Source organism: Streptococcus sp. V913 (genome assembly GCF_054353455.1).
Window position 1 is genome coordinate 309,399 of the sequence record NZ_JBTHHX010000002.1, and the last position, 22,487, is coordinate 331,885.

The window sequence follows — 22,487 nt, forward strand, 5'->3', positions numbered from 1 at the left end:
AATAGTTAGATTTAAACTTGCGATGGATCCTTTTTTCTTTTTTGGAAAAATTCTGAAATATGGTATAATGAACAGATAGAGAAGTTGGGGGTAGAAGATGAATATTCAACAATTACGCTATGTTGTTGCTATTGCCAATAGTGGTACTTTCCGAGAAGCTGCTGAAAAGATGTATGTCAGTCAGCCCAGTCTGTCTATTTCTGTACGTGATTTGGAAAAAGAGCTGGGTTTTAAGATTTTCCGCCGGACGAGTTCGGGGACTTTTTTGACCCGCCGAGGTATGGAATTTTACGAGAAAGCGCAGGAATTGGTCAAAGGATTTGATGTTTTTCAAAATCAATATGCCAATCCTGAGGAAGAAAAAGATGAATTCTCTATTGCTAGCCAGCACTATGACTTCTTGCCACCAACGATTACGGCTTTTTCAGAACGCTATCCTGACTACAAGAACTTTCGTATTTTTGAGTCTACTACCGTTCAAATCCTAGATGAAGTAGCTCAGGGTCACAGTGAGATTGGGATTATCTACCTCAACAATCAAAATCAAAAGGGAATTATGCAACGGGTTGAAAAGTTAGGTCTCGAAGTCATTGAGTTGATTCCTTTTCAGACTCACATCTATCTGCGTGAAGGACATCCCTTGGCGGAAAAAGAAGAACTGGTCATGGAGGATTTAGCTGATTTACCAACAGTTCGCTTTACTCAGGAAAAGGACGAGTACCTTTACTATTCAGAGAACTTTGTTGATACCAGTGCTAGCTCCCAGATGTTCAATGTGACGGACCGTGCGACCTTAAACGGTATTTTAGAGCGAACGGATGCTTATGCGACTGGGTCTGGATTTTTGGATAGTGACAGTGTTAATGGCATTACAGTTATTCGTCTCAAGGATAATTTAGATAATCGCATGGTTTATGTCAAACGAGAAGAAGTCGAGCTTAGTCAAGCTGGGACACTTTTCGTTGAGGTCATGCAAGAATATTTTGATCAAAAGAGGAAATCATGAAAAAAAGAGGAATAGTGGCAGTGATTGTACTGCTCTTAATTGCACTGGATCAGTGGGTTAAAACCTATGTCGTCCAAGAGATACCTTTGGGAGAGGTTCGGTCTTGGATACCCAATCTCGTTAGCTTGACCTACCTGCAAAATAGAGGGGCAGCCTTCTCCATGCTGCAAGACCAGCAGTGGTTTTTTGCTGTCATTACCTTGGTTGTCATGGCGGGTGCCATTTGGTATCTACATAAACACATGGAAGATTCTCTCTGTTTAGTTTTTGGACTGACCCTGATAATCGCGGGAGGACTGGGCAACTTTATCGACAGAATGAGTCAAGGTTTTGTGGTGGATATGTTTCACCTAGACTTTATCAACTTTGCGATTTTCAATGTGGCTGATAGTTATTTGACAGTTGGTGTCATTGTTTTATTGATTGCAATGCTTAAAGAGGAAGTAAATGGAAATAAAAATTGAAAGAGGTGGGCAACGTCTAGACAAGGCTCTGTCAGATTTGACAGAATTGTCTCGCAGTCTCGCTAATGAACAAATCAAAGCAGGACAAGTTTTGGTTAATGGGCAAGTCAAGAAAGCCAAATATACTGTCCAAGAGGGGGATGTCGTAACTTACCATGTTCCAGAGCCAGAAGTTTTGGAGTATGTAGCCGAGGACCTTCCTCTTGAAATTATCTATCAAGATGAGGACGTAGCCGTCGTCAACAAACCTCAGGGAATGGTTGTCCACCCAAGTGCCGGTCATACCAGTGGAACCTTGGTCAATGCCCTCATGTACCATATCAAGGACTTGTCAGGAATCAATGGGGTTCTTCGCCCAGGAATCGTTCACCGCATTGACAAGGACACGTCAGGTCTGCTCATGGTTGCGAAAAATGATGAGGCCCACTTAGCACTTGCCCAAGAACTCAAGGACAAGAAGTCTCTACGCAAATACTGGGCGATTGTTCACGGCAATCTGCCAAATGATCGTGGTGTGATTGAAGCACCGATTGGTCGGAGTGAAAAAGACCGTAAGAAACAGGCAGTGACTGCCAAAGGTAAGCCAGCTGTGACTCGTTTTCAAGTCTTGGAACGCTTTGGAGACTATAGTTTGTTAGAGTTGCAACTGGAGACAGGACGTACCCATCAAATCCGTGTTCATATGGCTTATATTGGCCATCCAGTCGCTGGGGATGAGGTCTATGGTCCGCGCAAAACCTTGAAAGGACATGGACAATTTCTCCATGCTAAAACTCTAGGATTTACCCATCCGAGAACAGGTGAAACCTTGGAGTTCACAGCAGATATTCCAGAGATTTTTAAGGAAACGCTGGAAAGATTGCGTAAAACTGAGAATAGATAAAAGAGTTGAGATGCCTTGTCTCAACCTTTTTCATTTCAAGTCTTTTCTATTTTAAAGCATTCATGTTATAATGGATAAATATGAAGAATCGGAGTGAGAATATGAAGTACAAACGAATCGTCTTTAAGGTAGGGACCTCCTCCTTAACAAACGAAGACGGGAGTTTATCAAGAAGTAAAGTAAAGGTAATTACCCAACAATTAGCTATGTTGCATGAAGCTGGACATGAGTTGATTTTGGTTTCATCTGGGGCAGTTGCCGCTGGATTTGGAGCTTTGGGTTTTAAAAAACGTCCGACCAAGATTGCAGATAAACAAGCTTCGGCTGCGGTAGGACAAGGATTGCTGCTAGAAGAGTACACAACCAACCTCCTCATGCGCCAAATCGTCTCTGCGCAAATCTTGCTGACACAGGATGATTTTGTAGATAAACGTCGTTATAAGAACGCCCACCAGGCTTTGTCTGTATTGCTTCATCGTGGAGCCATTCCAATCATCAACGAGAATGACAGTGTCGTTATTGATGAGCTCAAGGTTGGGGACAATGCTACTCTGAGTGCTCAGGTAGCGGCTATGGTACAAGCAGATCTCTTAGTTCTCTTAACGGATGTAGACGGTCTCTATACTGGAAATCCCAACTCAGATCCAAGAGCTAAACGTCTTGAGAAAATCGAGACTATCAATCGTGAGATTATTGATATGGCTGATGGAGCAGGTTCGTCTAATGGTACAGGTGGCATGTTGACTAAGATCAAGGCGGCTACGATCGCGACGGAGTCGGGTGTGCCAGTCTATATCTGCTCGTCTATGAAATCAGATGCCTTGATTGAGGCAGCGGAGGAGACCAAGGATGGTTCCTTCTTTGTTGCGCAAGAGAAGGGACTTCGTACCCAGAAACAATGGCTGGCCTTCTATGCTCAAAGTCAGGGAACGATTTGGGTAGATGGTGGAGCTGCAGAGGCACTTTCAAAAAACGGGAAAAGTCTCCTTTTATCAGGCGTTGTAGAAGTGGAAGGGGATTTCTCTTACCATGATATTGTCACAGTAGCAGATAAAGAAACAGGTCAATCTCTTGGAAAGGGACGTGTCCAATTTGGTGTCTCAGCCCTAGAAGATATGCTCCGTTTTCAAAAAGCTAAGGGAGTCTTGATTCACCGTGATGACTGGATTTCCATCACTCCTGAAATCCAGCTGCTCTTTACAGAATTTTAGAGGTGAACGATGGTAAGTACACAAGAACAATTTGAACAGGTACAAGCTGTTAAAAAATCGATTAACACAGCTAGTGAAATAGTGAAAAACCAAGCCTTGCTAGCTATGGCTGATCATTTATTGGCGGCTACTGAGGAGATTTTAGTGGCAAATGCCCTCGATATGGCAGCGGCCAAAGGGAAAATCTCAGATGTCATGCTAGACCGTCTTTATTTGGATGAGGGACGTATAGAAGCGATGGCAAGAGGGATTCGTGAAGTGGTTGCTTTACCAGATCCTATCGGTGAAGTCCTAGAAACAAGTCATCTTGAAAATGGTTTGGTTATTACCAAGAAGCGTGTGGCCATGGGAGTTATTGGGATTATCTATGAAAGTCGTCCAAATGTGACGTCTGATGCGGCTGCTTTGGCTCTCAAAAGTGGCAATGCGGTCGTTCTTCGTAGTGGTAAGGACGCCTACCAAACAGCTCATGCTATTGTTACAGCCTTGAAGAAGGGCTTGGAGACGACGACCATCCATCCAGAGGTGATTCAACTGGTGGAAGACACCAGCCGAGAAAGTAGCTATGCCATGATGAAGGCCAAGGGCTACCTAGACCTTCTCATTCCTCGTGGAGGCGCTGGCTTGATCAATGCTGTTGTTGAAAATGCTATCGTGCCTGTTATCGAGACAGGGACTGGGATTGTCCATGTCTATGTAGATAAGGATGCAGACGAAGACAAGGCACTATCGATTATCAACAATGCTAAAACCAGCCGTCCTTCTGTCTGCAATGCCATGGAGGTCTTGCTGGTTCATGAAGACAAGGCAGCAAGCTTCCTTCCTCGCTTGGAACAAATTCTGGTTGCAGAGCGTAAGGAAGCTGGACTGGAACCAATTCAATTTCGTTTGGATAGCACAGCAAGTCAGTTTGTTTCAGGTCGAGCAGCTGAGGCACAAGACTTTGACACCGAGTTTTTAGACTATATACTAGCGGTTAAGGTTGTGAGCAGTCTAGAAGAAGCGGTTGCGCATATTGAAGCCCACAGTACCCATCATTCGGATGCCATTGTGACGGAAAATGCTGCAACTGCAGCTTACTTTACAGATCAAGTGGACTCAGCAGCGGTTTATGTCAATGCCTCAACGCGTTTCACTGACGGGGGCCAGTTTGGACTTGGATGTGAGATGGGGATTTCTACTCAGAAACTGCATGCACGTGGGCCTATGGGCTTGAAAGAGTTGACCAGCTACAAGTATGTGGTTACTGGGGACGGACAGATAAGGGAGTAAGAGATGAAGATTGGATTTATCGGTTTGGGGAATATGGGAGCTAGCTTGGCTAAGGCTGTTTTGCAGGCCAAGACGGGTGCTCAGATTCTCCTTGCCAATCGCAGTCAAGCGAAAGTAGATGCTTTCATCGCCAATTTCGGTGCTCAGGCTTCTAGCAATGAAGAAATTTTTGCAGAAGCTGATGTGATTTTTCTAGGAGTTAAGCCTGCTCAGTTCTCAGACTTGCTTTCTCAATATCAGACCATTCTGGAAAAGCGAGAGAGCCTTCTTTTGATTTCCATGGCAGCTGGATTGACTTTAGAAAAACTAGCGAGTCTTCTGCCAAGTCAACATCGTATCATTCGCATCATGCCTAATACACCAGTTGCTATCGGCCAAGGAGTGATTAGTTATGCCATGTCAGCAAACTGTTGTGCTGAGGACAGGGAGCTCTTTTGTCAGCTTTTAGCCAAGGCTGGTCTTTTGGTTGAGCTGGGAGATGGCTTAATCGATGCGGCGACAGGTCTCGCAGGTTGTGGACCAGCTTTTGTCTATCTCTTTATCGAGGCTTTGGCAGATGCGGGTGTTCAATCAGGATTGCCACGAGAAAGGGCCTTGAAAATGGCAGCCCAAACAGTAGTCGGCGCTGGGCAAATGGTTCTCGAAAGCCAGCAACATCCTGGAGTTTTGAAAGATCAAGTTTGCAGCCCAGGAGGTTCGACAATCGCTGGTGTAGCAAGTCTGGAAGAACATGCCTTTAGAGGCACAGTCATGGACGCAGTTCATCAAGCCTATAAACGAACACAAGAACTAGGTAAATAAGAGGTTGGATGACTATCAACCTCTTTTATGGTCGATTGAATGGAGAAGAAAAAAAGATTGTCACAAAAACCTATTTTTTTGATAGAATAGAAGGTAGAAAAAAAGAAATGAGTTAGACATGTCAAAAGGATTTTTAGTCTCTCTTGAGGGACCAGAGGGAGCAGGGAAGACTAGCGTTTTAGAGGCTCTACTCCCCATTTTAGAGGAAAAAGGAGTAGAGGTACTGACGACCCGTGAGCCAGGTGGAGTCTTGATTGGGGAGAAGATTCGTCAAGTGATTTTGGACCCAAGTCATACTCAGATGGATCCTAAAACAGAGCTCCTTCTCTATATCGCAAGTCGCAGACAGCACTTGGTGGAAAAAGTTCTCCCTGCTCTTGAAGCTGGTAAGTTGGTCATTATGGACCGCTTCATCGATAGTTCCGTTGCTTATCAGGGATTTGGCCGTGGCTTGGATATTGATGCCATTGATTGGCTCAATCACTTTGTGACAGATGGCCTCAAACCTGATTTGACACTTTATTTTGACATTGAGGTGGAAGAGGGGTTGGCTCGCATTGCTGCAAATAGTGATCGCGAGGTCAATCGTTTGGACTTGGAAGGTTTGGACTTGCACAAAAAAGTCCGTCAAGGCTACCTTTCTCTTCTGGAAAAAGAAGGAAATCGTATTGCCAAGATTGATGCGAGTCTTCCTTTGGAGCAAGTTGTGGAAGCTACCAAAACTGTCTTGTTTGAGAGAATGGGATTGGCAAAATGAAACAAGAACAACTAAAGGCTTGGCAACCAGACCAGTTTGACCGCTTTGTCCGTATCCTAGAACAAGATCAGCTCAATCACGCCTATCTCTTTTCAGGTTTCTTTGGAAGCTTGGAAATGGCGCAGTTTTTGGCTAAGAGCCTCTTTTGTAGGGATAAAGTAGGCGTTCTACCATGTGAGAAATGCCGAAACTGCAAGCTGATTGAACAGGAAGAATTTCCCGATGTTACCTTGATTAAGCCAGTCAATCAGGTCATCAAGACAGAACGCATTCGAGAATTAGTGGGTCAGTTTTCCCAAGCAGGGATTGAAAGTCAGCAACAGGTCTTTATCATCGAGCAGGCCGAAAAAATGCATCCCAACGCAGCCAACTCTCTGCTCAAGGTCATCGAAGAACCTCAGAGTGAAGTTTACATTTTCTTCTTGACCAGCGATGAGGAAAAGATCTTGCCGACCATCCGTAGTCGGACCCAGATTTTTAACTTTAAAAAGCAAGAAGAAAAGCTCATCCATCAATTAGAACAAGCAGGTCTCGTCAAGAAAAAAGCGACTCTCTTAGCCCAGTTTTGTCAATCACGAGCTGAAGCGGAGAAGTTGGTCAATCAGGCAAGCTTTTGGACTATAGTTGATGAAAGCGAGCGCTTACTGACCTGGTTAGTAGCCAAGAAAAAAGAGAGTTATTTGCAGGTAGCCAAATTAGCCAGCTTGGCAGATGACAAGGAAAAACAAGATCAGGTCTTGCGAATCCTTGAAGTCCTCTGTGGGCAGGACCTCTTGCAAGCAAGGATCCGACAGATTTTACAAGATTTGCTAGAAGCTAGAAAAATGTGGCAGGCTAATGTCAGCTTTCAAAATGCCATGGAATATCTAGTCTTGAAAGAAATATAAACTCAATGAAGAATAAAGAAAGGAAAGGGCTGGTTTATGGACAAAAAAGAATTATTTGACGCGCTAGACGATTTTTCTCAACAGTTATTGGTGACCTTGGCCGATGTAGAAGCCATCAAGAAAAATCTCAAGAGCCTGGTAGAGGAAAATACAGCTCTTCGCTTGGAAAATAGTAAGTTGCGCGAACGCTTGGGCGAGGTGGAAGCAGATACCCCCGTTAAGGCCAAGCACGTTCGCGAAAGCGTCCGCCGAATCTATAAAGATGGGTTTCACGTATGTAATGATTTTTATGGGCAACGTCGAGAACAGGACGAAGAATGTATGTTCTGTGACGAGTTGTTATACAGGGAGTAAGCATGCAGATTCAAAAAAGTTTTAAGGGGCAAACTCCCTATGGCAAGCTTTACCTAGTAGCAACGCCGATTGGCAATCTAGACGATATGACCTTTCGTGCCATCCAGACTCTAAAAGAAGTGGACTGGATTGCGGCTGAGGACACCCGTAATACGGGGCTTTTGCTCAAGCATTTTGATATTTCAACCAAACAGATCAGTTTTCACGAACACAATGCCAAGGAAAAAATTCCTGATTTGATTGGTTTTCTGAAGGCGGGACAAAGTATCGCTCAGGTCTCTGATGCGGGTCTGCCTAGTATCTCAGACCCTGGGCATGATTTGGTCAAGGCAGCTATTGAGGAAGAAATCGCAGTTGTTACCGTTCCAGGTGCCAGTGCAGGCATTTCTGCTTTGATTGCCAGTGGCCTAGCACCACAACCACATATCTTTTACGGTTTCTTACCGAGAAAATCAGGCCAGCAAAAGCAATTTTTCGACTTAAAAAAAGATTACCCAGAAACTCAGATTTTCTATGAATCACCCCACCGTGTAGCGGATACGTTAGAAAATATGCTAGAAGTCTACGGTGACCGCTCGGTGGTCTTGGTGAGAGAATTGACCAAAATCTATGAAGAATACCAACGAGGAAAGATTTCTGAATTGCTAGAAAGCATCGCAGAAACGCCGCTAAAGGGAGAATGCCTTCTCATCGTTGAAGGCGCCAGTCAGGATGTGGAAGAAAAAGACGAGGAGGACTTGTTTTCAGAAATCCAATCTCGTATCCAGCAAGGCATTAAGAAAAATCAAGCTATTAAGGAAGTTGCGAAACTCTACCAGTGGAATAAAAGCCAACTCTACAGTGCCTACCACGACTGGGAAGAAAATTAAGAAAATGACTAAACAGGGAAGTTTGCCTTCTTCCCTTTTTTTGTTATACTAGTAAAAGAAAAATTAGAAAGATTTGTGGGTGTCAAATAGTCTAGTAGCTTGTTTTTTTGGACCTAGTTTTCACCCAAAGAGGTATTAGTGTCGTGTCTCAATCTTATATCAATGTTATCGGTGCTGGTTTGGCAGGGTCTGAAGCTGCTTATCAAATCGCAGAACGTGGTATTCCAGTTAAACTCTATGAAATGCGTGGGGTCAAGTCAACACCCCAGCACAAAACAGACAATTTTGCTGAGTTGGTTTGTTCCAATTCTCTTCGTGGCGATGCCCTGACTAATGCTGTTGGGCTCCTCAAGGAAGAAATGCGTCGCTTGGGTTCGGTCATCTTGGAATCTGCTGAGGCTACACGTGTTCCTGCAGGTGGGGCGCTTGCGGTGGACCGAGATGGTTTCTCTCAGATGGTAACCGAAAAAGTAGCCAACCACCCTCTGATTGAAGTAGTGCGTGATGAGATTACAGAATTGCCGACAGATGCTATTACAGTTGTCGCTACTGGTCCTTTGACCAGTGATGCCCTAGCTGAGAAGGTTCATGCCCTTAATGATGGCGATGGTTTCTATTTCTATGACGCGGCAGCACCTATTATCGATGTCAATACTATCGATATGAGCAAGGTCTATCTCAAGTCTCGATACGATAAGGGAGAAGCGGCCTATCTCAACGCTCCTATGACCAAGCAAGAGTTTATGGATTTCCATGAAGCCTTGGTCAATGCGGAGGAAGCTCCGCTCAATTCTTTTGAAAAAGAAAAGTACTTTGAAGGTTGTATGCCGATTGAAGTCATGGCAAAACGTGGCATTAAAACCATGCTTTATGGCCCTATGAAACCAGTTGGTCTGGAGTACCCAGAGGACTACACAGGCCCTCGTGATGGAGAATTTAAAACACCTTATGCGGTCGTCCAACTTCGTCAGGATAATGCGGCTGGTAGTCTCTACAATATCGTTGGTTTCCAGACCCACCTCAAATGGGGAGAACAAAAACGTGTCTTCCAAATGATTCCAGGTCTTGAAAATGCGGAGTTTGTTCGCTATGGGGTCATGCATCGCAATTCTTATATGGATTCACCAAATCTTCTTGAACAGACTTACCGTTCTAAGAAACAACCAAACCTTTTCTTTGCTGGTCAAATGACGGGTGTGGAAGGCTATGTTGAGTCAGCAGCCTCAGGCTTGGTTGCAGGTATTAACGCAGCTCGACTCTTTAAAGGAGAAAGCGAGGCTATTTTCCCAGAGACAACAGCGATTGGAAGTCTGGCTCATTACATCACTCATGCAGATAGCAAACATTTCCAACCCATGAATGTCAACTTTGGCATTATCAAGGAGTTGGAAGGCGAGCGTATCCGTGATAAGAAGGCTCGTTATGAAAAAATTGCAGAGCGTGCCCTTACCGACTTAGAGGAATTTTTAACTGTCTAATTTTTTTGAAAGAATTGCTCATGGTACTATAAAAATCTTAGAAATTGTGATAAAATAGGTAGGATGAAAAAAGGAGAGTAAAAATGGCGAACCCCAAGTATAAACGTATTTTAATCAAGTTATCAGGTGAAGCCCTTGCTGGTGAACGTGGCGTAGGGATTGATATCCAAACAGTTCAAACAATTGCAAAAGAGATTCAAGAAGTTCATAGTCTAGGGATCGAAATTGCCCTTGTAATTGGTGGAGGAAATCTCTGGCGTGGAGAACCTGCTGCAGAAGCAGGAATGGACCGTGTTCAGGCAGATTACACTGGAATGCTTGGGACCGTTATGAATGCTCTTGTAATGGCAGATTCATTGCAACAAGTTGGTGTCGATACGCGAGTGCAAACAGCCATTGCTATGCAACAAGTTGCAGAACCTTATGTACGTGGACGTGCACTTCGTCATCTTGAAAAAGGCCGTATCGTTATCTTTGGTGCCGGAATTGGTTCACCTTACTTTTCAACAGATACAACAGCGGCTCTTCGTGCAGCTGAAATCGAAGCAGATGCCATTCTGATGGCTAAAAATGGCGTAGATGGTGTTTACAATGCCGATCCTAAGAAAGACAAGACAGCCGTTAAGTTTGAAGAATTGACTCACCGTGATGTTATCAACAAAGGTCTTCGTATCATGGACTCAACTGCTTCAACCCTCTCAATGGATAACGACATCGACTTGGTTGTTTTCAACATGAACCAACCAGGCAACATCAAACGTGTCGTATTTGGGGAAAATATCGGAACAACAGTTTCAAACAATATCGAAGAAAAGGAATAAGAAATTATGGCTAATGCAATTGTAGAAAAAGCTAAAGAGAGAATGACCCAGTCCCACCATTCACTTGCGCGTGAATTTGGTGGTATTCGTGCAGGACGTGCCAACGCAAGCTTGCTTGACCGTATCCATGTAGAATATTATGGAGTAGAAACTCCCCTTAATCAAATCGCTTCAATTACCATTCCAGAAGCGCGTGTTTTGTTAGTAACGCCATTTGACAAGTCTTCATTAAAAGACATCGAACGCGCCTTGAACGCTTCTGACCTTGGTATCACACCAGCTAATGACGGTTCTGTGATTCGCTTGGTTATTCCAGCTCTTACAGAAGAAACTCGTCGTGACCTTGCTAAAGAAGTGAAGAAGGTCGGTGAAAATGCCAAAGTAGCTATTCGTAACATCCGTCGTGATGCTATGGACGAAGCTAAGAAACAAGAAAAAGCAAAAGAAATCACTGAAGATGAATTGAAGACTCTTGAAAAAGATATTCAAAAAGTAACAGACGATGCTGTTAAACACATCGACGACATGACTGCCAATAAAGAAAAAGAACTTTTGGAAGTCTAAAAATAAACAGAAAAACTCAGTTGGCATTGCTGGCTGAGTTTTATTCGAAAGAAGGAAATATGAATACAAATCTTGCAAGTTTTATCGTTGGACTTATCATCGATGAAAATGACCGTTTTTACTTTGTGCAAAAGGATGGTCAAACCTATGCACTTGCCAAGGAAGAAGGTCAACATACAGTAGGGGATACGGTCAAAGGTTTTGCCTACACGGATATGAAGCAAAAACTTCGCTTGACAACTCAAGAAGTGACTGCCACTCAGGATCAATTTGGTTGGGGAACTGTAACGGAAGTTCGTAAGGACTTGGGTGTTTTTGTTGATACCGGTCTACCTGATAAAGAAATCGTTGTGTCACTCGATATCCTCCCTGAGCTCAAGGAACTCTGGCCTAAGAAAGGTGATAAACTTTACATCCGTCTTGAGGTGGACAAGAAAGACCGAATCTGGGGACTCTTGGCTTATCAGGAAGACTTCCAACGTCTGGCTCGTCCTGCTTACAACAACATGCAGAACCAAAACTGGCCAGCCATTGTTTACCGTCTCAAGCTGTCAGGGACCTTTGTCTATCTGCCAGAGAATAACATGCTTGGTTTCATTCACCCAAGTGAGCGCTACGCAGAGCCACGTTTGGGACAAGTTTTAGATGCGCGTGTCATTGGTTTCCGCGAGGTTGACCGCACTCTGAACCTCTCCCTTAAACCGCGTTCTTTTGAGATGTTGGAAAATGATGCCCAGATGATTTTGACCTACTTGGAAAGCAATGGCGGTTTTATGACCTTGAATGATAAGTCATCCCCTGAGGATATCAAGGCAACCTTTGGAATTTCTAAAGGTCAGTTCAAGAAAGCACTCGGAGGCTTGATGAAGGCTGGTAAAATCAAGCAAGACCAGTTTGGGACAGAGTTGATTTAAACCTTATAGACATGATAAAGAAACTTGAAGAAATGAGTTTAGAGGAACTCTGGCAACTTTTTCCTATTTTTCTAGTAGAGCACAAGTCAGAGTGGAAAGACTGGTATGAATCGGAAAAAACAAGTCTGAAAAAAATATTGGGTGCAAATGTTATTAAAAGAATAGAACATATCGGTAGCACTGCTATCCCTAATATTTGGGCCAAAAATATCGTTGATATTCTGCTAGAAGTAGGTAAAATAGAGGATTTAGCAAGAGTTAGGGATTTATTGGTGAAGAATGGTTGGCTAGTGATGTCGGAGAGTCCTACCAGGATTTCGCTAAATAAAGGATATACAGAGCAGGGATTTGCTGAGAAAGTTTTTCATTTACATTTGCGAATGGCGGGAGATCATGACGAGATTTATTTTAGAGATTATCTCTGCCAGCATCCAGATATTGCCCAAGCGTATCAGGAATTAAAACTAAGTTTGTGGAAAAAATTTGAACACGATCGAGACGCCTATACAGATGCGAAAACAGATTTTATAAACCACTACGTTTCAGAGGCTAAGTCCAGTAATTTTCAAGAATCAGAAAAGTGTCATTAAAAAACTCTTGATAGGAGAAAGAATTGAGAAAATCATTTTACAGTTGGCTCATGACTGAGCGCAATCCTAAAAGTAACAGTCCCAAAGCCATCTTGGCAGACCTCGCTTTTGAGGAGTCAGCCTTCCCAAAACACACGGATGATTTTGATGAGGTGAGTCACTTTTTGGAGGAGCATGCCAGTTTCTCTTTTAACCTAGGAGACTTTGACGCCATCTGGCAAGAATACTTAGAACACTAGAGACAATGAGATGAGGCTAGTATTTTATTGTTCTCTTTGCTATAATAAAAAGAAATAAACGGATTAGAGAGGTTCTTTATTTGAAGGAACATTCAATAGACATTCAACTGAGTCATCCAGATGACTTGTTTCATCTTTTTGGATCCAACGAGCGCCATCTTCGTTTGATGGAAGAAGAGCTCGATGTGGTGATTCATGCCCGTACGGAGATTGTCCAGGTTTTGGGAGAAGAAGCTGCATGCGAGGAAGCCCGTCAGGTTATCCAAGCCTTGATGGTCTTGGTGAATCGAGGAATGACGGTTGGCACGCCAGATGTGGTGACGGCTATTACCATGGTCAAAAATGATGAAATTGATAAGTTTGTCGCCCTTTACGAAGAAGAAATTATCAAGGACAATACTGGGAAACCGATCCGTGTCAAAACCTTAGGTCAAAAACTTTATGTGGACAGTGTCAAACAGCATGATGTGACCTTTGGAATCGGACCAGCAGGGACAGGGAAGACCTTTCTTGCAGTGACTTTGGCAGTAACTGCCCTTAAACGTGGGCAGGTCAAGCGAATTATCCTAACTCGTCCAGCAGTGGAAGCTGGTGAGAGTCTTGGATTTCTTCCGGGTGATCTCAAGGAAAAGGTGGACCCTTACCTTCGACCTGTTTACGATGCCTTGTATCAGATTTTAGGAAAAGACCAGACGACTCGTCTTATGGAGCGTGAGATTATCGAAATTGCGCCCCTTGCTTACATGCGTGGTCGGACCTTGGATGATGCTTTTGTCATTCTCGATGAGGCACAAAATACGACCATCATGCAGATGAAGATGTTCCTGACTCGTTTAGGTTTTAATTCTAAGATGATTGTCAATGGAGATATCAGTCAGATTGACCTGCCGCGTAACGTCAAGTCAGGTTTGATTGATGCCCAAGAAAAGCTCAAGAACATTCACCAAATTGACTTTGTTCACTTTTCAGCCAAGGATGTGGTTCGCCATCCAGTTGTCGCTCAAATTATCCGAGCTTATGAATATTCTACTGAAGTTGCACATGACTGATTTTGAGGAAGTTCGCCTGCAAAAGAATCTACTTTTGAGAGAGGAAAATCCAGTTGTATGGGCTAAAGGTTTTATCCAAAGGTCTGAGACAACGATTAGGCATGATGGACAGAACTTTTATGTGGCTGATGACGATCAGTGCATCTTCCTGTGTCATAATCACAGGGCACAAGAAAGTAGGAATTTGAAAAGATGATTGACCAACTATCTAAGTATTACAGTTGTAGGATACTAACTGAAAAGGATATTCCAAGTATTTTATCTTTATATGAAAGTAATCCTCTGTATTTTCAGCATTGTCCACCAGAGCCAAATTTTGCAACTGTAAAAGAGGACATGCTTTGTCTACCTGAAGGTAAAGCTAAGGCTGATAAGTTTTTTGTTGGATTTTGGAATGGATCTGACCTTGTGGCTGTTATGGATTTTGTTTATGCACATCCTGATGAGGAGATTGTTTTTATTGGTTTGTTTATGGTTGATCAAGCCTATCAGAGGAAAGGGATTGGTAGTCATATTGTGACAGAAGCACTAGCTTATTTTGCTAAGAACTTTCGAAAAGCACGTTTGGCTTATGTTAAGGGAAATCCGCAATCTCAGCATTTTTGGGAAAAGCAGGGCTTTAAATCAATTGGATGCGAGGTTAAGCAAGAACTCTATACGGTTGTTATCGTTGAACAGAGCTTAGAAGATTAGAAATGGCATCAAGTAAGAACTATTTGGAATTTGTTTTGGAATAATTATCAGGATTAGATGATGTGACTTACCGTTCCATGATGGGAGGTATATCCTTTACTTCCGCGGCAAGATTATTGGCGGCATTTATGACGATCGCTTTTTAGTTAAACCCGTGCAAGCAGTCTTATATAAGATTGACCAATCTTCTTTTGAGTTTCCATACGAAGGTGCCAAAGAAATGATTTGAGTGGAAGAACTTGATAATAAGATGTTTCTATAAGACCTGATTTTAGCTATGTATAACCAACTGCCAACGCCCAAACCTAAAAAGAAAAAGCAAGGGTGGACGAAGTAAAAAAGAAGTCTGCTAAGGCCCTGTCTTTGCACGGGTAAAATTTTATATATAAAAAGAAGCTGGGACTAAAGAGCTCAGCTTCCTTTGGTTTATATAGTTGTCATTACAAGAGGAAGTGGTTGGGCGAAACTCTGTTGACTTTATTCAATTTAGAGTTTCTTATGCACAATTGAGTCTGGAACGAAAGTCTCCAGTTGCAAAGTATACAGTACAATAAACCAACGATGTAATAGCTGATGACACAAAGCACAGTGGGTAGGACTTGCGAAGTCACCCTTTTCTTTTCAAAATTTATACTAAATCATTGATATCAGTGTAGTCACGATTAAGTCCTTGAGCAACTGGGAGGCTGGTCAAGTAACCTTGATAAGTGGTCACACCTTGACGCAAGCCCTCATCTTCAGCAATTGCTTGTGCGAATCCTTTGCCAGCCAGAGCTTCGATATAAGGAAGAGTGACATTGGTTAGGGCGATAGTAGAAGTACGGGCAACCGCACCAGGGATATTGGCAACGGCATAGTGGAGAACACCGTGTTTTTCATAGACGGGTTCATCGTGGGTTGTCACACGGTCAGCTGTCTCGATAACGCCACCTTGGTCAACGGCAACGTCAACGATGACAGAGCCTGGACGCATTTGTTTGACCATCTCATCTGTCACTAATTTCGGAGCCTTGGCACCAGGGATGAGAACTGCACCAATCACCACATCAGCATCTCTCACACTTGCTTCGATGTTGAATGAATTGGACATAAGAGTTTGGATTTGGTTTCCAAAGACTTCTTCTAGAACTGAGAGTCGTTTGGCACTGATATCTAAAATAGTCACTTGAGCACCGAGTCCAAGGGCAATGCGGGCAGCATGTGTACCGACGACACCACCACCGATGATGGTTACTTTTCCTTTTGAAACACCTGGTACACCACCTATTAGGACACCAGAGCCACCAGCTTGCTTAGTAAGGAAGTGAGCTCCGATTTGAACGGCCATACGACCTGCAACTTCACTCATAGGAACGAGGAGTGGTAGTTGTCCTTGATTGTCACGGACCGTTTCATAGGCAATTCCTGTTGTTTTGGCTGCTAGCATAGCATCTGCCAATTCTGGAGCAGCGGCCATGTGCAAGTAAGTGAAGAGGAGAAGATCATCACGCAAATAACCGTATTCAGAAGCTAGTGGTTCTTTTACTTTCACGACTAATTCGGCAGCCCAGGCTTCAGCAGCAGTAGCGACAATCTCAGCTCCTTGCTTTTGATAGTCCGCATCAGTAAATCCTGAACCGAGACCAGCATTTGTTTCGATGAGAACACGATGTCCACGACTGACTAAACTGTGGACGCCAGCAGGAGTGAGGGCAACACGGTTTTCATTATTTTTAATTTCTTTTGGGATTCCGATTAACATAGAGATAACCTACCTTTCAATTGACGGGATTATTATAGTTGTCACATTCCATTTCATAAATCAAAAATGTGATGGTTATATTTTATATGAAACCGCTTCAAAAATCAAGAAAAACTTGTTATCAAAATTTATTTATGCTAGACTAGTGGGAATCAAGTTTTAATGGAGGGAAAAGTATGGAATCAATATTTGTGAAATTTGCCCAGTATCCGTCTATAGAAACAGAGCGTTTGTTGCTCCGACCTGTAATCTTGGATGATGCGGATGCTATGTTTCAGTATGCCTCAGACAGAGAAAATACGCGCTACACTTTTCCAACCAATCAAAGCTTGGAAGAAACCAAGAATAACATCGCTCAGTTCTACTTGGCCAATCCCTTGGGACGATGGGGAATCGAACTAAAAAGCAATGGTCAGTTTATCGGTACCATTGACCTGCACAAGATTGATCCTGTTCTTAAAAAAGCAGCTATTGGCTACATTATCAATAAAAAGTATTGGAATCAAGGATTGACAACAGAAGCCAATCGAGCCGTGATTGAGCTGGCTTTTGAGAAGATTGGGATGAACAAGTTAGTTGCTTTATACGATAAGGATAATCCGGCGTCAGGAAAGGTCATGGAGAAATCAGGCATGTGCTTTTCCCACGAAGAACCATATGCCAGAATGGACAAAAAAGAACCAGGTCGAATCGTTACAAGAGTTCATTATGTCTTGACCAAGGAAGATTATTTTGCAAATAAATAAGCAGTTGAAAAGAAATTTTCGACTGTTTTTTCTTACTCTTACGAATAACATAAGAGAGGAGAAAATATGGAAGCAATTATCGAGAAAATCAAAGAGTATAAAATCATTGTCATCTGTGCAGGTTTGGGTCTGGCCTTAGGCGGCTTTTTCTTGTTAAAACCAACTTCACAAACACCTGTGAAAGAAACAAATTTACAGGCAGAAGTTGCATCTGTTTCAAAGGATTCAACTTCTGAAAAAGAAGTGAAGAAGGAAGAAAAGGAAGAGTCTCCTGAACAAGATTTAATCACAGTAGATGTCAAAGGTGCTGTTAAATCACCAGGGATTTATGACTTGCCAGTAGGAAGTCGGGTCCATGATGCCGTTCAAAAGGCTGGTGGCTTGACAGAGCAAGCAGATAGCAAGTCGCTCAATCTAGCTCAGAAAGTTAGTGACGAGGCTCTGGTCTACGTCCCGAGTAAGGGGGAAGAAGCAGCTAGTCAGCAGGCTGCCTCTGGAACGACTCCTTCGTCAAGTAAAGAAAAGAAGATCAACCTAAATAAAGCTAGTCTGGAAGAGCTCAAGCAGGTCAAGGGACTGGGTGGTAAACGAGCCCAGGATATTATCGACCATCGTGAGGCAAATGGTAAATTTAAGTCAGTAGATGAACTCAAGAAAGTCTCTGGTATTGGGGCTAAGACCATAGAAAAGCTAAAAGATTATGTCACAGTGGATTAAGAATTTCCCTATCCCCCTAATCTATCTGAGTTTTCTGTTACTCTGGCTTTACTATGCAATTTTTGGAGCGTCCTATCTCGCACTGCTAGGTTTTGTTTTTTTGCTTGTCTGTCTCTTTTTCCAATTTCCTTGGAAATCGGCTGGTAAAGTTCTAGCGATTTGTGGAGTTTTTGGATTTTGGTTTCTGTTTCAAACTTGGCAACAGACACAAGCTAGTCAAAAGTTAGTGGATTCTGTTGAGAAGGTACGGATTTTACCAGATACTATCAAAGTCAATGGAGATAGTCTGTCCTTTCGGGGCAAGGCTGACGGTCGTACCTTCCAAGTTTACTATAAACTCCAGTCCGAGGAGGAGAAAGAGCACTTTCAAGCCTTGACAGACCTTCATGAGGTTGAACTAGAAGGAAAACTTTCCGAGCCAGAAGGCCAGAGAAATTTTGGTGGATTTGACTACCGAGCCTATCTGAAGACTCAGGGGATTTACCAGACACTGACTATCAAGAGTATCCAGTCACTTAAAAAGGTTAGCAGTTGGGATATAGGTGAAAATTTGTCGGCTTTACGTCGAAAGGCTGTAGTTTGGATCAAGACGCACTTTCCAGACCCTATGCGAAACTATATGACAGGGCTTCTTTTTGGACATCTGGATACGGACTTCGAGGAGATGAATGAGCTCTATTCTAGTCTAGGAATTATCCACCTTTTTGCCTTGTCAGGTATGCAGGTAGGATTTTTTATGGATGGGTTTAAGAAGCTCCTTTTGCGATTGGGCTTGACTCAAGAAAAGTTGAAGTGGCTGACCTATCCCTTTTCCCTTATCTATGCAGGTTTGACAGGATTCTCAGCTTCGGTCATTCGCAGTCTCTTACAAAAGTTACTAGCCCAACATGGCTACAAGGGCTTGGACAATTTTGCCTTAACGGTCCTTGTCCTCTTTATCATTATGCCCAACTTTTTCTTGACAGCAGGAGGAGTCTTGTCCTGTGCCTACGCTTTTATCTTGACCATGACCAGTAAAGAAGGGGAGGGGCTCAAGGCTGTTGCTAGAGAAAGTCTAGTCATTTCCTTGGGAATATTGCCTATTTTGTCTTTTTATTTTGCAGAATTTCAGCCTTGGTCAATTATTTTAACCTTTGTCTTTTCCTTTCTTTTTGATTTGGTTTTCTTACCACATTTGTCTATCTTATTCATTCTGTCTTTTGTTTACCCAGTCACTCAGTTTAACTTTGTCTTTGAGTGCTTGGAGAACATCATTCGCTTGGTATCGCAGCTGGCAAGTAGACCTCTAGTTTTTGGACAACCCAATGCAGGGCTGTTGATTCTACTGTTGATTTCCCTGGCAATACTGTATGATTTTAGGAAAAACATCAAAAAGGTAGCAGGATTCAGTCTCTTTATCGTAGGACTCTTTTTCTTGACCAAGCATCCACTGGAAAATGAAATTACCATGCTGGATGTAGGGCAGGGAGAAAGCATTTTTCTAAGGGATGTAACTGGTAAAACCATACTCATAGATGTAGGAGGAAAGGCAGAATCCGACAAAAAAATCCAAGCTTGGCAGCAAAAGTCGACGACCAGCAATGCCCAGAGAACCTTGATTCCCTATCTAAAAAGTCGAGGAGTAGATAAGATTGATCAGCTGATTTTGACCAACACAGATAGGGAACATGTTGGAGATTTACTGGAGGTGACCAAGGCTTTCCATGTCGGAGAGATTTTAGTATCAAAAGGAAGTCTGACACAGAAGGAATTTGTGGCAGAATTAGAAGTAAGCCAAACCAAGGTACGCAGTGTGACAGCAGGGGAGAATTTTCCGATTTTTGGCAGTTACTTAGAAGTCCTATCTCCAAGGAAGATTGGAGATGGAAGTCATGATGATTCTCTCCTTCTTTATGGGAAACTCTTGGATAAGCATTTTCTCTTTACTGGAAACTTGGAGGAAAAAGGAGAGAAGGACTTGCTGAAGCATTATCCTGACCTAGATGTGGATGTCTTGAAAGCAGGTCAGCATGGTGCTAAAACATCATCGAATCCAGTTTTCCTAGAACAGCTCAAGCCAGAGATTACACTCATCTCAGTTGGAAAAAACAATCGTGCCAAACTCCCCCATCAGGAAGCCTTGACACGACTAGAAACTATCAAGAGTAAGATTTACCGAACTGATCAGCAAGGGGCTATCCGCTTTACAGGGTGGAATAGTTGGCGAATTGAAAGCGTTCGTTAGGAAGAAAAATGTTATATATTAGTTAAATAAACTAAAAATCTGTTGCATAATACTGAGAAAAACGATATAATAAAAGTGTTTTCAATAGTAGTGATATAAATGCAATGTAAACATGAAGAATCAGCAAAAGTCGTTTTATTAGCTAGTTTGTTATCTATTGGTCTTTTTCAGTCCAGTGTATCTGCTGTGAGAGTCACTAAGAGTTATTGGTATGATTGGAATACCGTGTGGGAATATGGTACTAACTATCATAACCATCAATACATTTCTATCCCATCATGGTCTCGTTATTACAGCTATTCTGAGTATAAAGTTGATAGTGGTTGGAATTACGATCGTTATGAGGTCATAAACTACTACAGCGGAGGCTATTAAACGTTAAATAGTTAGAATAAGGAGGGCTGGATATGTTAAATCTTACTCATGTTACCTTAAAAACGCGACAAGTCATCTTGCAAGATGCGGATTTTACCTTTAAAATGGGTAGGATTTATGGCCTTCTTGCTATCAATGGCTCGGGAAAGACGACCCTGTTCCGAGCTGTGAGCAAGCTACTTCCCCTTAGTAGTGGACATATCGCAGCCCCTCCTTCTTTGTTTTATTATCAGAGCGTTGAATGGCTGGATGGAAACCTAAGTGGGATGGACTACCTTCGTCTCATAAAAAACATCTGGAAGTCAGATCTAAACTTGGGGGACGAAATCGCCTATTGGGAAATGTCTGACTATATCAACCTTCCCATCCGCAAGTATTCCTTAGGGATGAAGCAACGCTTGGTGATTGCTATGTATTTCCTCAGTCAGGCGAAATGCTGGCTCATGGATGAGGTAACAAATGGTTTAGACGAATATTATCGACAGAAGTTTTTTGATAGGCTGGCACAAATCAATAGACAAGAACAGCTGGTTCTTTTGAGTTCCCACTACAAAGAGGAGTTGGTGGAGATTTGCGATAGCATGGTAACCATTCGTCAGGGGCAGATAGAAGAGGTTCCGTTATGAAAGATATTAGCCTATTTTTGTTAAAGAAAGTTTTCAAAAGTCGCTTAAACTGGATTATCTTAGCTTTATTTGTATCTGGACTCGGTGTTACCTTTTATTTTAATAGTCAGACTGCAAACTCCGTCAGCTTGGAGAGAGAGTTGGAAACTAGTCTTGTAGACCGTGAGAGAGTCATCAATGGATATGAAGAGAAACTCTCCCAAATATCTGACACCAGCTCGGAGGAATACCAGATTGCTGAAAGTAATTTAGAATTGCAAAAAAATCTTTTGACTCAAAAGAAAGAAATTCTGGCTTTGTTAAAAGAAGGACGCTGGAAAGAAGCCTACTATTTGCAGTGGCAAGCTGAGGAAAAGAGTTATGAAATTGTATCGAAGCAACCGACTTCTAGCTCTGACTTTAAAATGGCGGTTGACCGCGAACGAAAGACTTACCAAGCCCTATATCCCTTGAACATAAAAGCCCACAATTTAGTTTATCCGACCCACGGGATTGATCAGATTGTCTGGATTTTAGAGCTTATCATCCCAAGCTTGTTTGTGGTTGCTATTATTTTTATGCTAACGCAACTGTTCGCAGAAAGATATCAAAATAATCTCGATACAGCTCAATTATATCCTTTTTCAAAAGTGACATTTGCCATGTCCTCTCTTGGAGTTGGAGTGGGTTATGTAACTGTGCTGTTTATCGGAATCAGCGGATTTTCTTTTCTAGTGGGAAGTCTGATAAGTGGTTTTGGACAGTTAGATTATCCCTACCCGATATATAGCTTAACGAATCAAGAGGTAACCATTGGAAAAATACAAGATGTATTATTTCCTAGCTTGCTCTTGGCTTTCTTAGCCTTTATCGTCATTGTGGAAGTAGTGTACTTGATTGCTTACTTTTTCAAGCAAAAAATGCCTGTCCTCTTTCTTTCACTTATTGGGATTGTTGGCTTATTGTTTGGTATCCAAACGATCCAGCCTCTTCAGAGTATTGCACATCTGATTCCCTTTACTTACTTGCGTTCAGTAGAGATTTTATCTGGAAGATTACCTAAGCAGATTGATAATGTAGATCTAAATTGGAGCATGGGGATGGTCTTACTTCCTTGCCTGATTATCCTTTTGTTAGTAGGTATTCTATTTATCGAAAGATGGGGAAGTTCACGTAAAAAGGAAGATTTTAATAGGTCTTAGCATTCCTATACGGAAGGTGAGGAAA

At 42.5% G+C, this 22,487-nt stretch carries 26 protein-coding genes and 2 pseudogenes; 26 read left to right on the forward strand and 2 right to left on the reverse strand.

The window, feature by feature from the left end:
* Positions 1-9: 9 nt before the first annotated feature.
* Positions 10-105, reverse strand: a pseudogene (locus ACXYSL_RS05485) (AraC family transcriptional regulator); the annotation flags it as partial.
* Here ACXYSL_RS05485 and ACXYSL_RS05490 point away from each other — a divergent pair.
* The 20 genes and pseudogenes from ACXYSL_RS05490 (at position 98) to ACXYSL_RS05585 (ending at position 15,189) form a co-directional block, all read left to right on the forward strand.
* On the forward strand, positions 98-1,006 hold the full coding sequence (locus tag ACXYSL_RS05490) for a LysR family transcriptional regulator (RefSeq protein ID WP_458624186.1): 909 nt from the start codon (positions 98-100) through the stop codon (positions 1,004-1,006). The pseudogene ACXYSL_RS05485 and the gene ACXYSL_RS05490 overlap by 8 nt on opposite strands.
* Positions 1,003-1,470 carry a signal peptidase II gene (gene lspA / locus ACXYSL_RS05495; protein ID WP_458624187.1) on the forward strand — a complete coding sequence of 156 codons (468 nt, stop codon included), beginning with the start codon at positions 1,003-1,005 and terminating at the stop codon, positions 1,468-1,470. The genes ACXYSL_RS05490 and lspA overlap by 4 nt, the downstream gene beginning before the upstream one ends.
* Positions 1,454-2,353: an RluA family pseudouridine synthase gene (locus ACXYSL_RS05500; RefSeq protein WP_458624188.1), complete on the forward strand. Its 900-nt coding sequence runs from the start codon at positions 1,454-1,456 to the stop codon at positions 2,351-2,353. Before lspA ends, ACXYSL_RS05500 begins: the two co-directional genes overlap by 17 nt.
* A gap of 101 nt (positions 2,354-2,454) precedes the next feature.
* Entirely contained in the window at positions 2,455-3,564 is a 1,110-nt protein-coding gene (proB, locus tag ACXYSL_RS05505; RefSeq protein ID WP_458624189.1) for a glutamate 5-kinase, read from the forward strand.
* Between the two features lie 9 nt (positions 3,565-3,573).
* Positions 3,574-4,836, forward strand: a complete 1,263-nt coding sequence (locus tag ACXYSL_RS05510) for a glutamate-5-semialdehyde dehydrogenase (RefSeq protein ID WP_458624190.1) — start codon at positions 3,574-3,576, stop codon at positions 4,834-4,836.
* 3 nt (positions 4,837-4,839) lie between these two features.
* Positions 4,840-5,637, forward strand: a complete 798-nt coding sequence (gene proC, locus ACXYSL_RS05515; protein ID WP_458624191.1) for a pyrroline-5-carboxylate reductase — start codon at positions 4,840-4,842, stop codon at positions 5,635-5,637.
* A gap of 118 nt (positions 5,638-5,755) precedes the next feature.
* Positions 5,756-6,394 carry a dTMP kinase gene (tmk, locus tag ACXYSL_RS05520; RefSeq protein ID WP_247916900.1) on the forward strand — a complete coding sequence of 213 codons (639 nt, stop codon included), beginning with the start codon at positions 5,756-5,758 and terminating at the stop codon, positions 6,392-6,394.
* Entirely contained in the window at positions 6,391-7,281 is an 891-nt protein-coding gene (locus ACXYSL_RS05525) for a DNA polymerase III subunit delta' (protein ID WP_458624192.1), read from the forward strand. The genes tmk and ACXYSL_RS05525 overlap by 4 nt, the downstream gene beginning before the upstream one ends.
* Positions 7,282-7,317: 36 nt before the next feature.
* Entirely contained in the window at positions 7,318-7,635 is a 318-nt protein-coding gene (gene yabA / locus ACXYSL_RS05530) for a DNA replication initiation control protein YabA (protein WP_000358229.1), read from the forward strand.
* A 2-nt stretch (positions 7,636-7,637) separates the two neighbouring features.
* Positions 7,638-8,504 (forward strand): 16S rRNA (cytidine(1402)-2'-O)-methyltransferase, encoded by an 867-nt coding sequence (rsmI, locus tag ACXYSL_RS05535; RefSeq protein ID WP_458624193.1) that lies wholly within the window; start codon positions 7,638-7,640, stop codon positions 8,502-8,504.
* Between the two features lie 143 nt (positions 8,505-8,647).
* The gene (trmFO, locus tag ACXYSL_RS05540; RefSeq protein ID WP_458624194.1) at positions 8,648-9,982 is read left to right on the forward strand and encodes a methylenetetrahydrofolate--tRNA-(uracil(54)-C(5))-methyltransferase (FADH(2)-oxidizing) TrmFO; all 1,335 of its coding nucleotides are present in this window, start codon (positions 8,648-8,650) and stop codon (positions 9,980-9,982) included.
* Positions 9,983-10,065: 83 nt separating this feature from the next.
* On the forward strand, positions 10,066-10,803 hold the full coding sequence (gene pyrH, locus ACXYSL_RS05545; protein WP_000002996.1) for a UMP kinase: 738 nt from the start codon (positions 10,066-10,068) through the stop codon (positions 10,801-10,803).
* A gap of 6 nt (positions 10,804-10,809) precedes the next feature.
* On the forward strand, positions 10,810-11,367 hold the full coding sequence (frr, locus tag ACXYSL_RS05550) for a ribosome recycling factor (protein WP_458624195.1): 558 nt from the start codon (positions 10,810-10,812) through the stop codon (positions 11,365-11,367).
* Positions 11,368-11,426: 59 nt separating this feature from the next.
* Positions 11,427-12,281, forward strand: coding sequence for an RNA-binding virulence regulatory protein CvfB (gene cvfB / locus ACXYSL_RS05555; RefSeq protein WP_009730017.1), 855 nt, complete (start codon positions 11,427-11,429; stop codon positions 12,279-12,281).
* Between the two features lie 11 nt (positions 12,282-12,292).
* A complete protein-coding gene (locus ACXYSL_RS05560) occupies positions 12,293-12,871 on the forward strand; it encodes a GrpB family protein (RefSeq protein WP_029710828.1) in 579 nt (192 codons plus the stop codon).
* A gap of 23 nt (positions 12,872-12,894) precedes the next feature.
* On the forward strand, positions 12,895-13,110 hold the full coding sequence (locus ACXYSL_RS05565) for a YozE family protein (protein WP_458624196.1): 216 nt from the start codon (positions 12,895-12,897) through the stop codon (positions 13,108-13,110).
* An 80-nt stretch (positions 13,111-13,190) separates the two neighbouring features.
* Positions 13,191-14,159 (forward strand): PhoH family protein, encoded by a 969-nt coding sequence (locus ACXYSL_RS05570; protein ID WP_458624197.1) that lies wholly within the window; start codon positions 13,191-13,193, stop codon positions 14,157-14,159.
* Positions 14,152-14,355 carry a hypothetical protein gene (locus ACXYSL_RS05575; protein WP_458624198.1) on the forward strand — a complete coding sequence of 68 codons (204 nt, stop codon included), beginning with the start codon at positions 14,152-14,154 and terminating at the stop codon, positions 14,353-14,355. The genes ACXYSL_RS05570 and ACXYSL_RS05575 overlap by 8 nt, the downstream gene beginning before the upstream one ends.
* Positions 14,352-14,852 carry a GNAT family N-acetyltransferase gene (locus ACXYSL_RS05580; protein ID WP_458624199.1) on the forward strand — a complete coding sequence of 167 codons (501 nt, stop codon included), beginning with the start codon at positions 14,352-14,354 and terminating at the stop codon, positions 14,850-14,852. The genes ACXYSL_RS05575 and ACXYSL_RS05580 overlap by 4 nt, the downstream gene beginning before the upstream one ends.
* A 62-nt stretch (positions 14,853-14,914) precedes the next feature.
* Positions 14,915-15,189, forward strand: a pseudogene (locus ACXYSL_RS05585) (TfoX/Sxy family protein).
* Between the two features lie 291 nt (positions 15,190-15,480).
* Here the strand turns inward: ACXYSL_RS05585 and ald are convergent.
* Entirely contained in the window at positions 15,481-16,593 is a 1,113-nt protein-coding gene (gene ald, locus ACXYSL_RS05590; protein WP_458624200.1) for an alanine dehydrogenase, read from the reverse strand.
* A gap of 176 nt (positions 16,594-16,769) precedes the next feature.
* Here ald and ACXYSL_RS05595 point away from each other — a divergent pair, with 176 nt between their 5' ends.
* From ACXYSL_RS05595 to ACXYSL_RS05620, 6 genes are all read left to right on the forward strand, one after another.
* Positions 16,770-17,339: a GNAT family N-acetyltransferase gene (locus ACXYSL_RS05595; RefSeq protein WP_458624201.1), complete on the forward strand. Its 570-nt coding sequence runs from the start codon at positions 16,770-16,772 to the stop codon at positions 17,337-17,339.
* Positions 17,340-17,405: 66 nt separating this feature from the next.
* Positions 17,406-18,056: a helix-hairpin-helix domain-containing protein gene (locus tag ACXYSL_RS05600; protein WP_000387315.1), complete on the forward strand. Its 651-nt coding sequence runs from the start codon at positions 17,406-17,408 to the stop codon at positions 18,054-18,056.
* Positions 18,040-20,280 (forward strand): DNA internalization-related competence protein ComEC/Rec2, encoded by a 2,241-nt coding sequence (locus ACXYSL_RS05605; RefSeq protein ID WP_458624202.1) that lies wholly within the window; start codon positions 18,040-18,042, stop codon positions 20,278-20,280. Before ACXYSL_RS05600 ends, ACXYSL_RS05605 begins: the two co-directional genes overlap by 17 nt.
* A 186-nt stretch (positions 20,281-20,466) precedes the next feature.
* Positions 20,467-20,655 carry a hypothetical protein gene (locus ACXYSL_RS05610; RefSeq protein WP_458624252.1) on the forward strand — a complete coding sequence of 63 codons (189 nt, stop codon included), beginning with the start codon at positions 20,467-20,469 and terminating at the stop codon, positions 20,653-20,655.
* 32 nt (positions 20,656-20,687) lie between these two features.
* Positions 20,688-21,281 carry an ATP-binding cassette domain-containing protein gene (locus ACXYSL_RS05615; RefSeq protein WP_458624203.1) on the forward strand — a complete coding sequence of 198 codons (594 nt, stop codon included), beginning with the start codon at positions 20,688-20,690 and terminating at the stop codon, positions 21,279-21,281.
* Positions 21,278-22,462 (forward strand): hypothetical protein, encoded by a 1,185-nt coding sequence (locus ACXYSL_RS05620; RefSeq protein WP_458624204.1) that lies wholly within the window; start codon positions 21,278-21,280, stop codon positions 22,460-22,462. Before ACXYSL_RS05615 ends, ACXYSL_RS05620 begins: the two co-directional genes overlap by 4 nt.
* Positions 22,463-22,487: the final 25 nt, after the last annotated feature.

What these genes read in the sequence shown, in the direction of transcription:
- frr (WP_458624195.1), top strand. Translation starts at nt 10,810, where the DNA reads ATGGCTAATGCAATTGTAGAAAAAGCTAAAGAGAGAATGACCCAGTCC.
- ACXYSL_RS05605 (WP_458624202.1), top strand. Translation starts at nt 18,040, where the DNA reads ATGTCACAGTGGATTAAGAATTTCCCTATCCCCCTAATCTATCTGAGT.
- ACXYSL_RS05500 (WP_458624188.1), top strand. Translation starts at nt 1,454, where the DNA reads ATGGAAATAAAAATTGAAAGAGGTGGGCAACGTCTAGACAAGGCTCTG.
- ACXYSL_RS05490 (WP_458624186.1), top strand. Translation starts at nt 98, where the DNA reads ATGAATATTCAACAATTACGCTATGTTGTTGCTATTGCCAATAGTGGT.
- ACXYSL_RS05600 (WP_000387315.1), top strand. Translation starts at nt 17,406, where the DNA reads ATGGAAGCAATTATCGAGAAAATCAAAGAGTATAAAATCATTGTCATC.
- proB (WP_458624189.1), top strand. Translation starts at nt 2,455, where the DNA reads ATGAAGTACAAACGAATCGTCTTTAAGGTAGGGACCTCCTCCTTAACA.
- ACXYSL_RS05615 (WP_458624203.1), top strand. Translation starts at nt 20,688, where the DNA reads ATGTTAAATCTTACTCATGTTACCTTAAAAACGCGACAAGTCATCTTG.
- lspA (WP_458624187.1), top strand. Translation starts at nt 1,003, where the DNA reads ATGAAAAAAAGAGGAATAGTGGCAGTGATTGTACTGCTCTTAATTGCA.
- cvfB (WP_009730017.1), top strand. Translation starts at nt 11,427, where the DNA reads ATGAATACAAATCTTGCAAGTTTTATCGTTGGACTTATCATCGATGAA.
- tmk (WP_247916900.1), top strand. Translation starts at nt 5,756, where the DNA reads ATGTCAAAAGGATTTTTAGTCTCTCTTGAGGGACCAGAGGGAGCAGGG.
- ald (WP_458624200.1), bottom strand. Translation starts at nt 16,593, where the DNA reads ATGTTAATCGGAATCCCAAAAGAAATTAAAAATAATGAAAACCGTGTT.
- ACXYSL_RS05525 (WP_458624192.1), top strand. Translation starts at nt 6,391, where the DNA reads ATGAAACAAGAACAACTAAAGGCTTGGCAACCAGACCAGTTTGACCGC.
- proC (WP_458624191.1), top strand. Translation starts at nt 4,840, where the DNA reads ATGAAGATTGGATTTATCGGTTTGGGGAATATGGGAGCTAGCTTGGCT.
- ACXYSL_RS05575 (WP_458624198.1), top strand. Translation starts at nt 14,152, where the DNA reads ATGACTGATTTTGAGGAAGTTCGCCTGCAAAAGAATCTACTTTTGAGA.
- ACXYSL_RS05620 (WP_458624204.1), top strand. Translation starts at nt 21,278, where the DNA reads ATGAAAGATATTAGCCTATTTTTGTTAAAGAAAGTTTTCAAAAGTCGC.
- yabA (WP_000358229.1), top strand. Translation starts at nt 7,318, where the DNA reads ATGGACAAAAAAGAATTATTTGACGCGCTAGACGATTTTTCTCAACAG.
- ACXYSL_RS05560 (WP_029710828.1), top strand. Translation starts at nt 12,293, where the DNA reads ATGATAAAGAAACTTGAAGAAATGAGTTTAGAGGAACTCTGGCAACTT.
- pyrH (WP_000002996.1), top strand. Translation starts at nt 10,066, where the DNA reads ATGGCGAACCCCAAGTATAAACGTATTTTAATCAAGTTATCAGGTGAA.
- ACXYSL_RS05580 (WP_458624199.1), top strand. Translation starts at nt 14,352, where the DNA reads ATGATTGACCAACTATCTAAGTATTACAGTTGTAGGATACTAACTGAA.
- rsmI (WP_458624193.1), top strand. Translation starts at nt 7,638, where the DNA reads ATGCAGATTCAAAAAAGTTTTAAGGGGCAAACTCCCTATGGCAAGCTT.
- ACXYSL_RS05595 (WP_458624201.1), top strand. Translation starts at nt 16,770, where the DNA reads ATGGAATCAATATTTGTGAAATTTGCCCAGTATCCGTCTATAGAAACA.
- ACXYSL_RS05510 (WP_458624190.1), top strand. Translation starts at nt 3,574, where the DNA reads ATGGTAAGTACACAAGAACAATTTGAACAGGTACAAGCTGTTAAAAAA.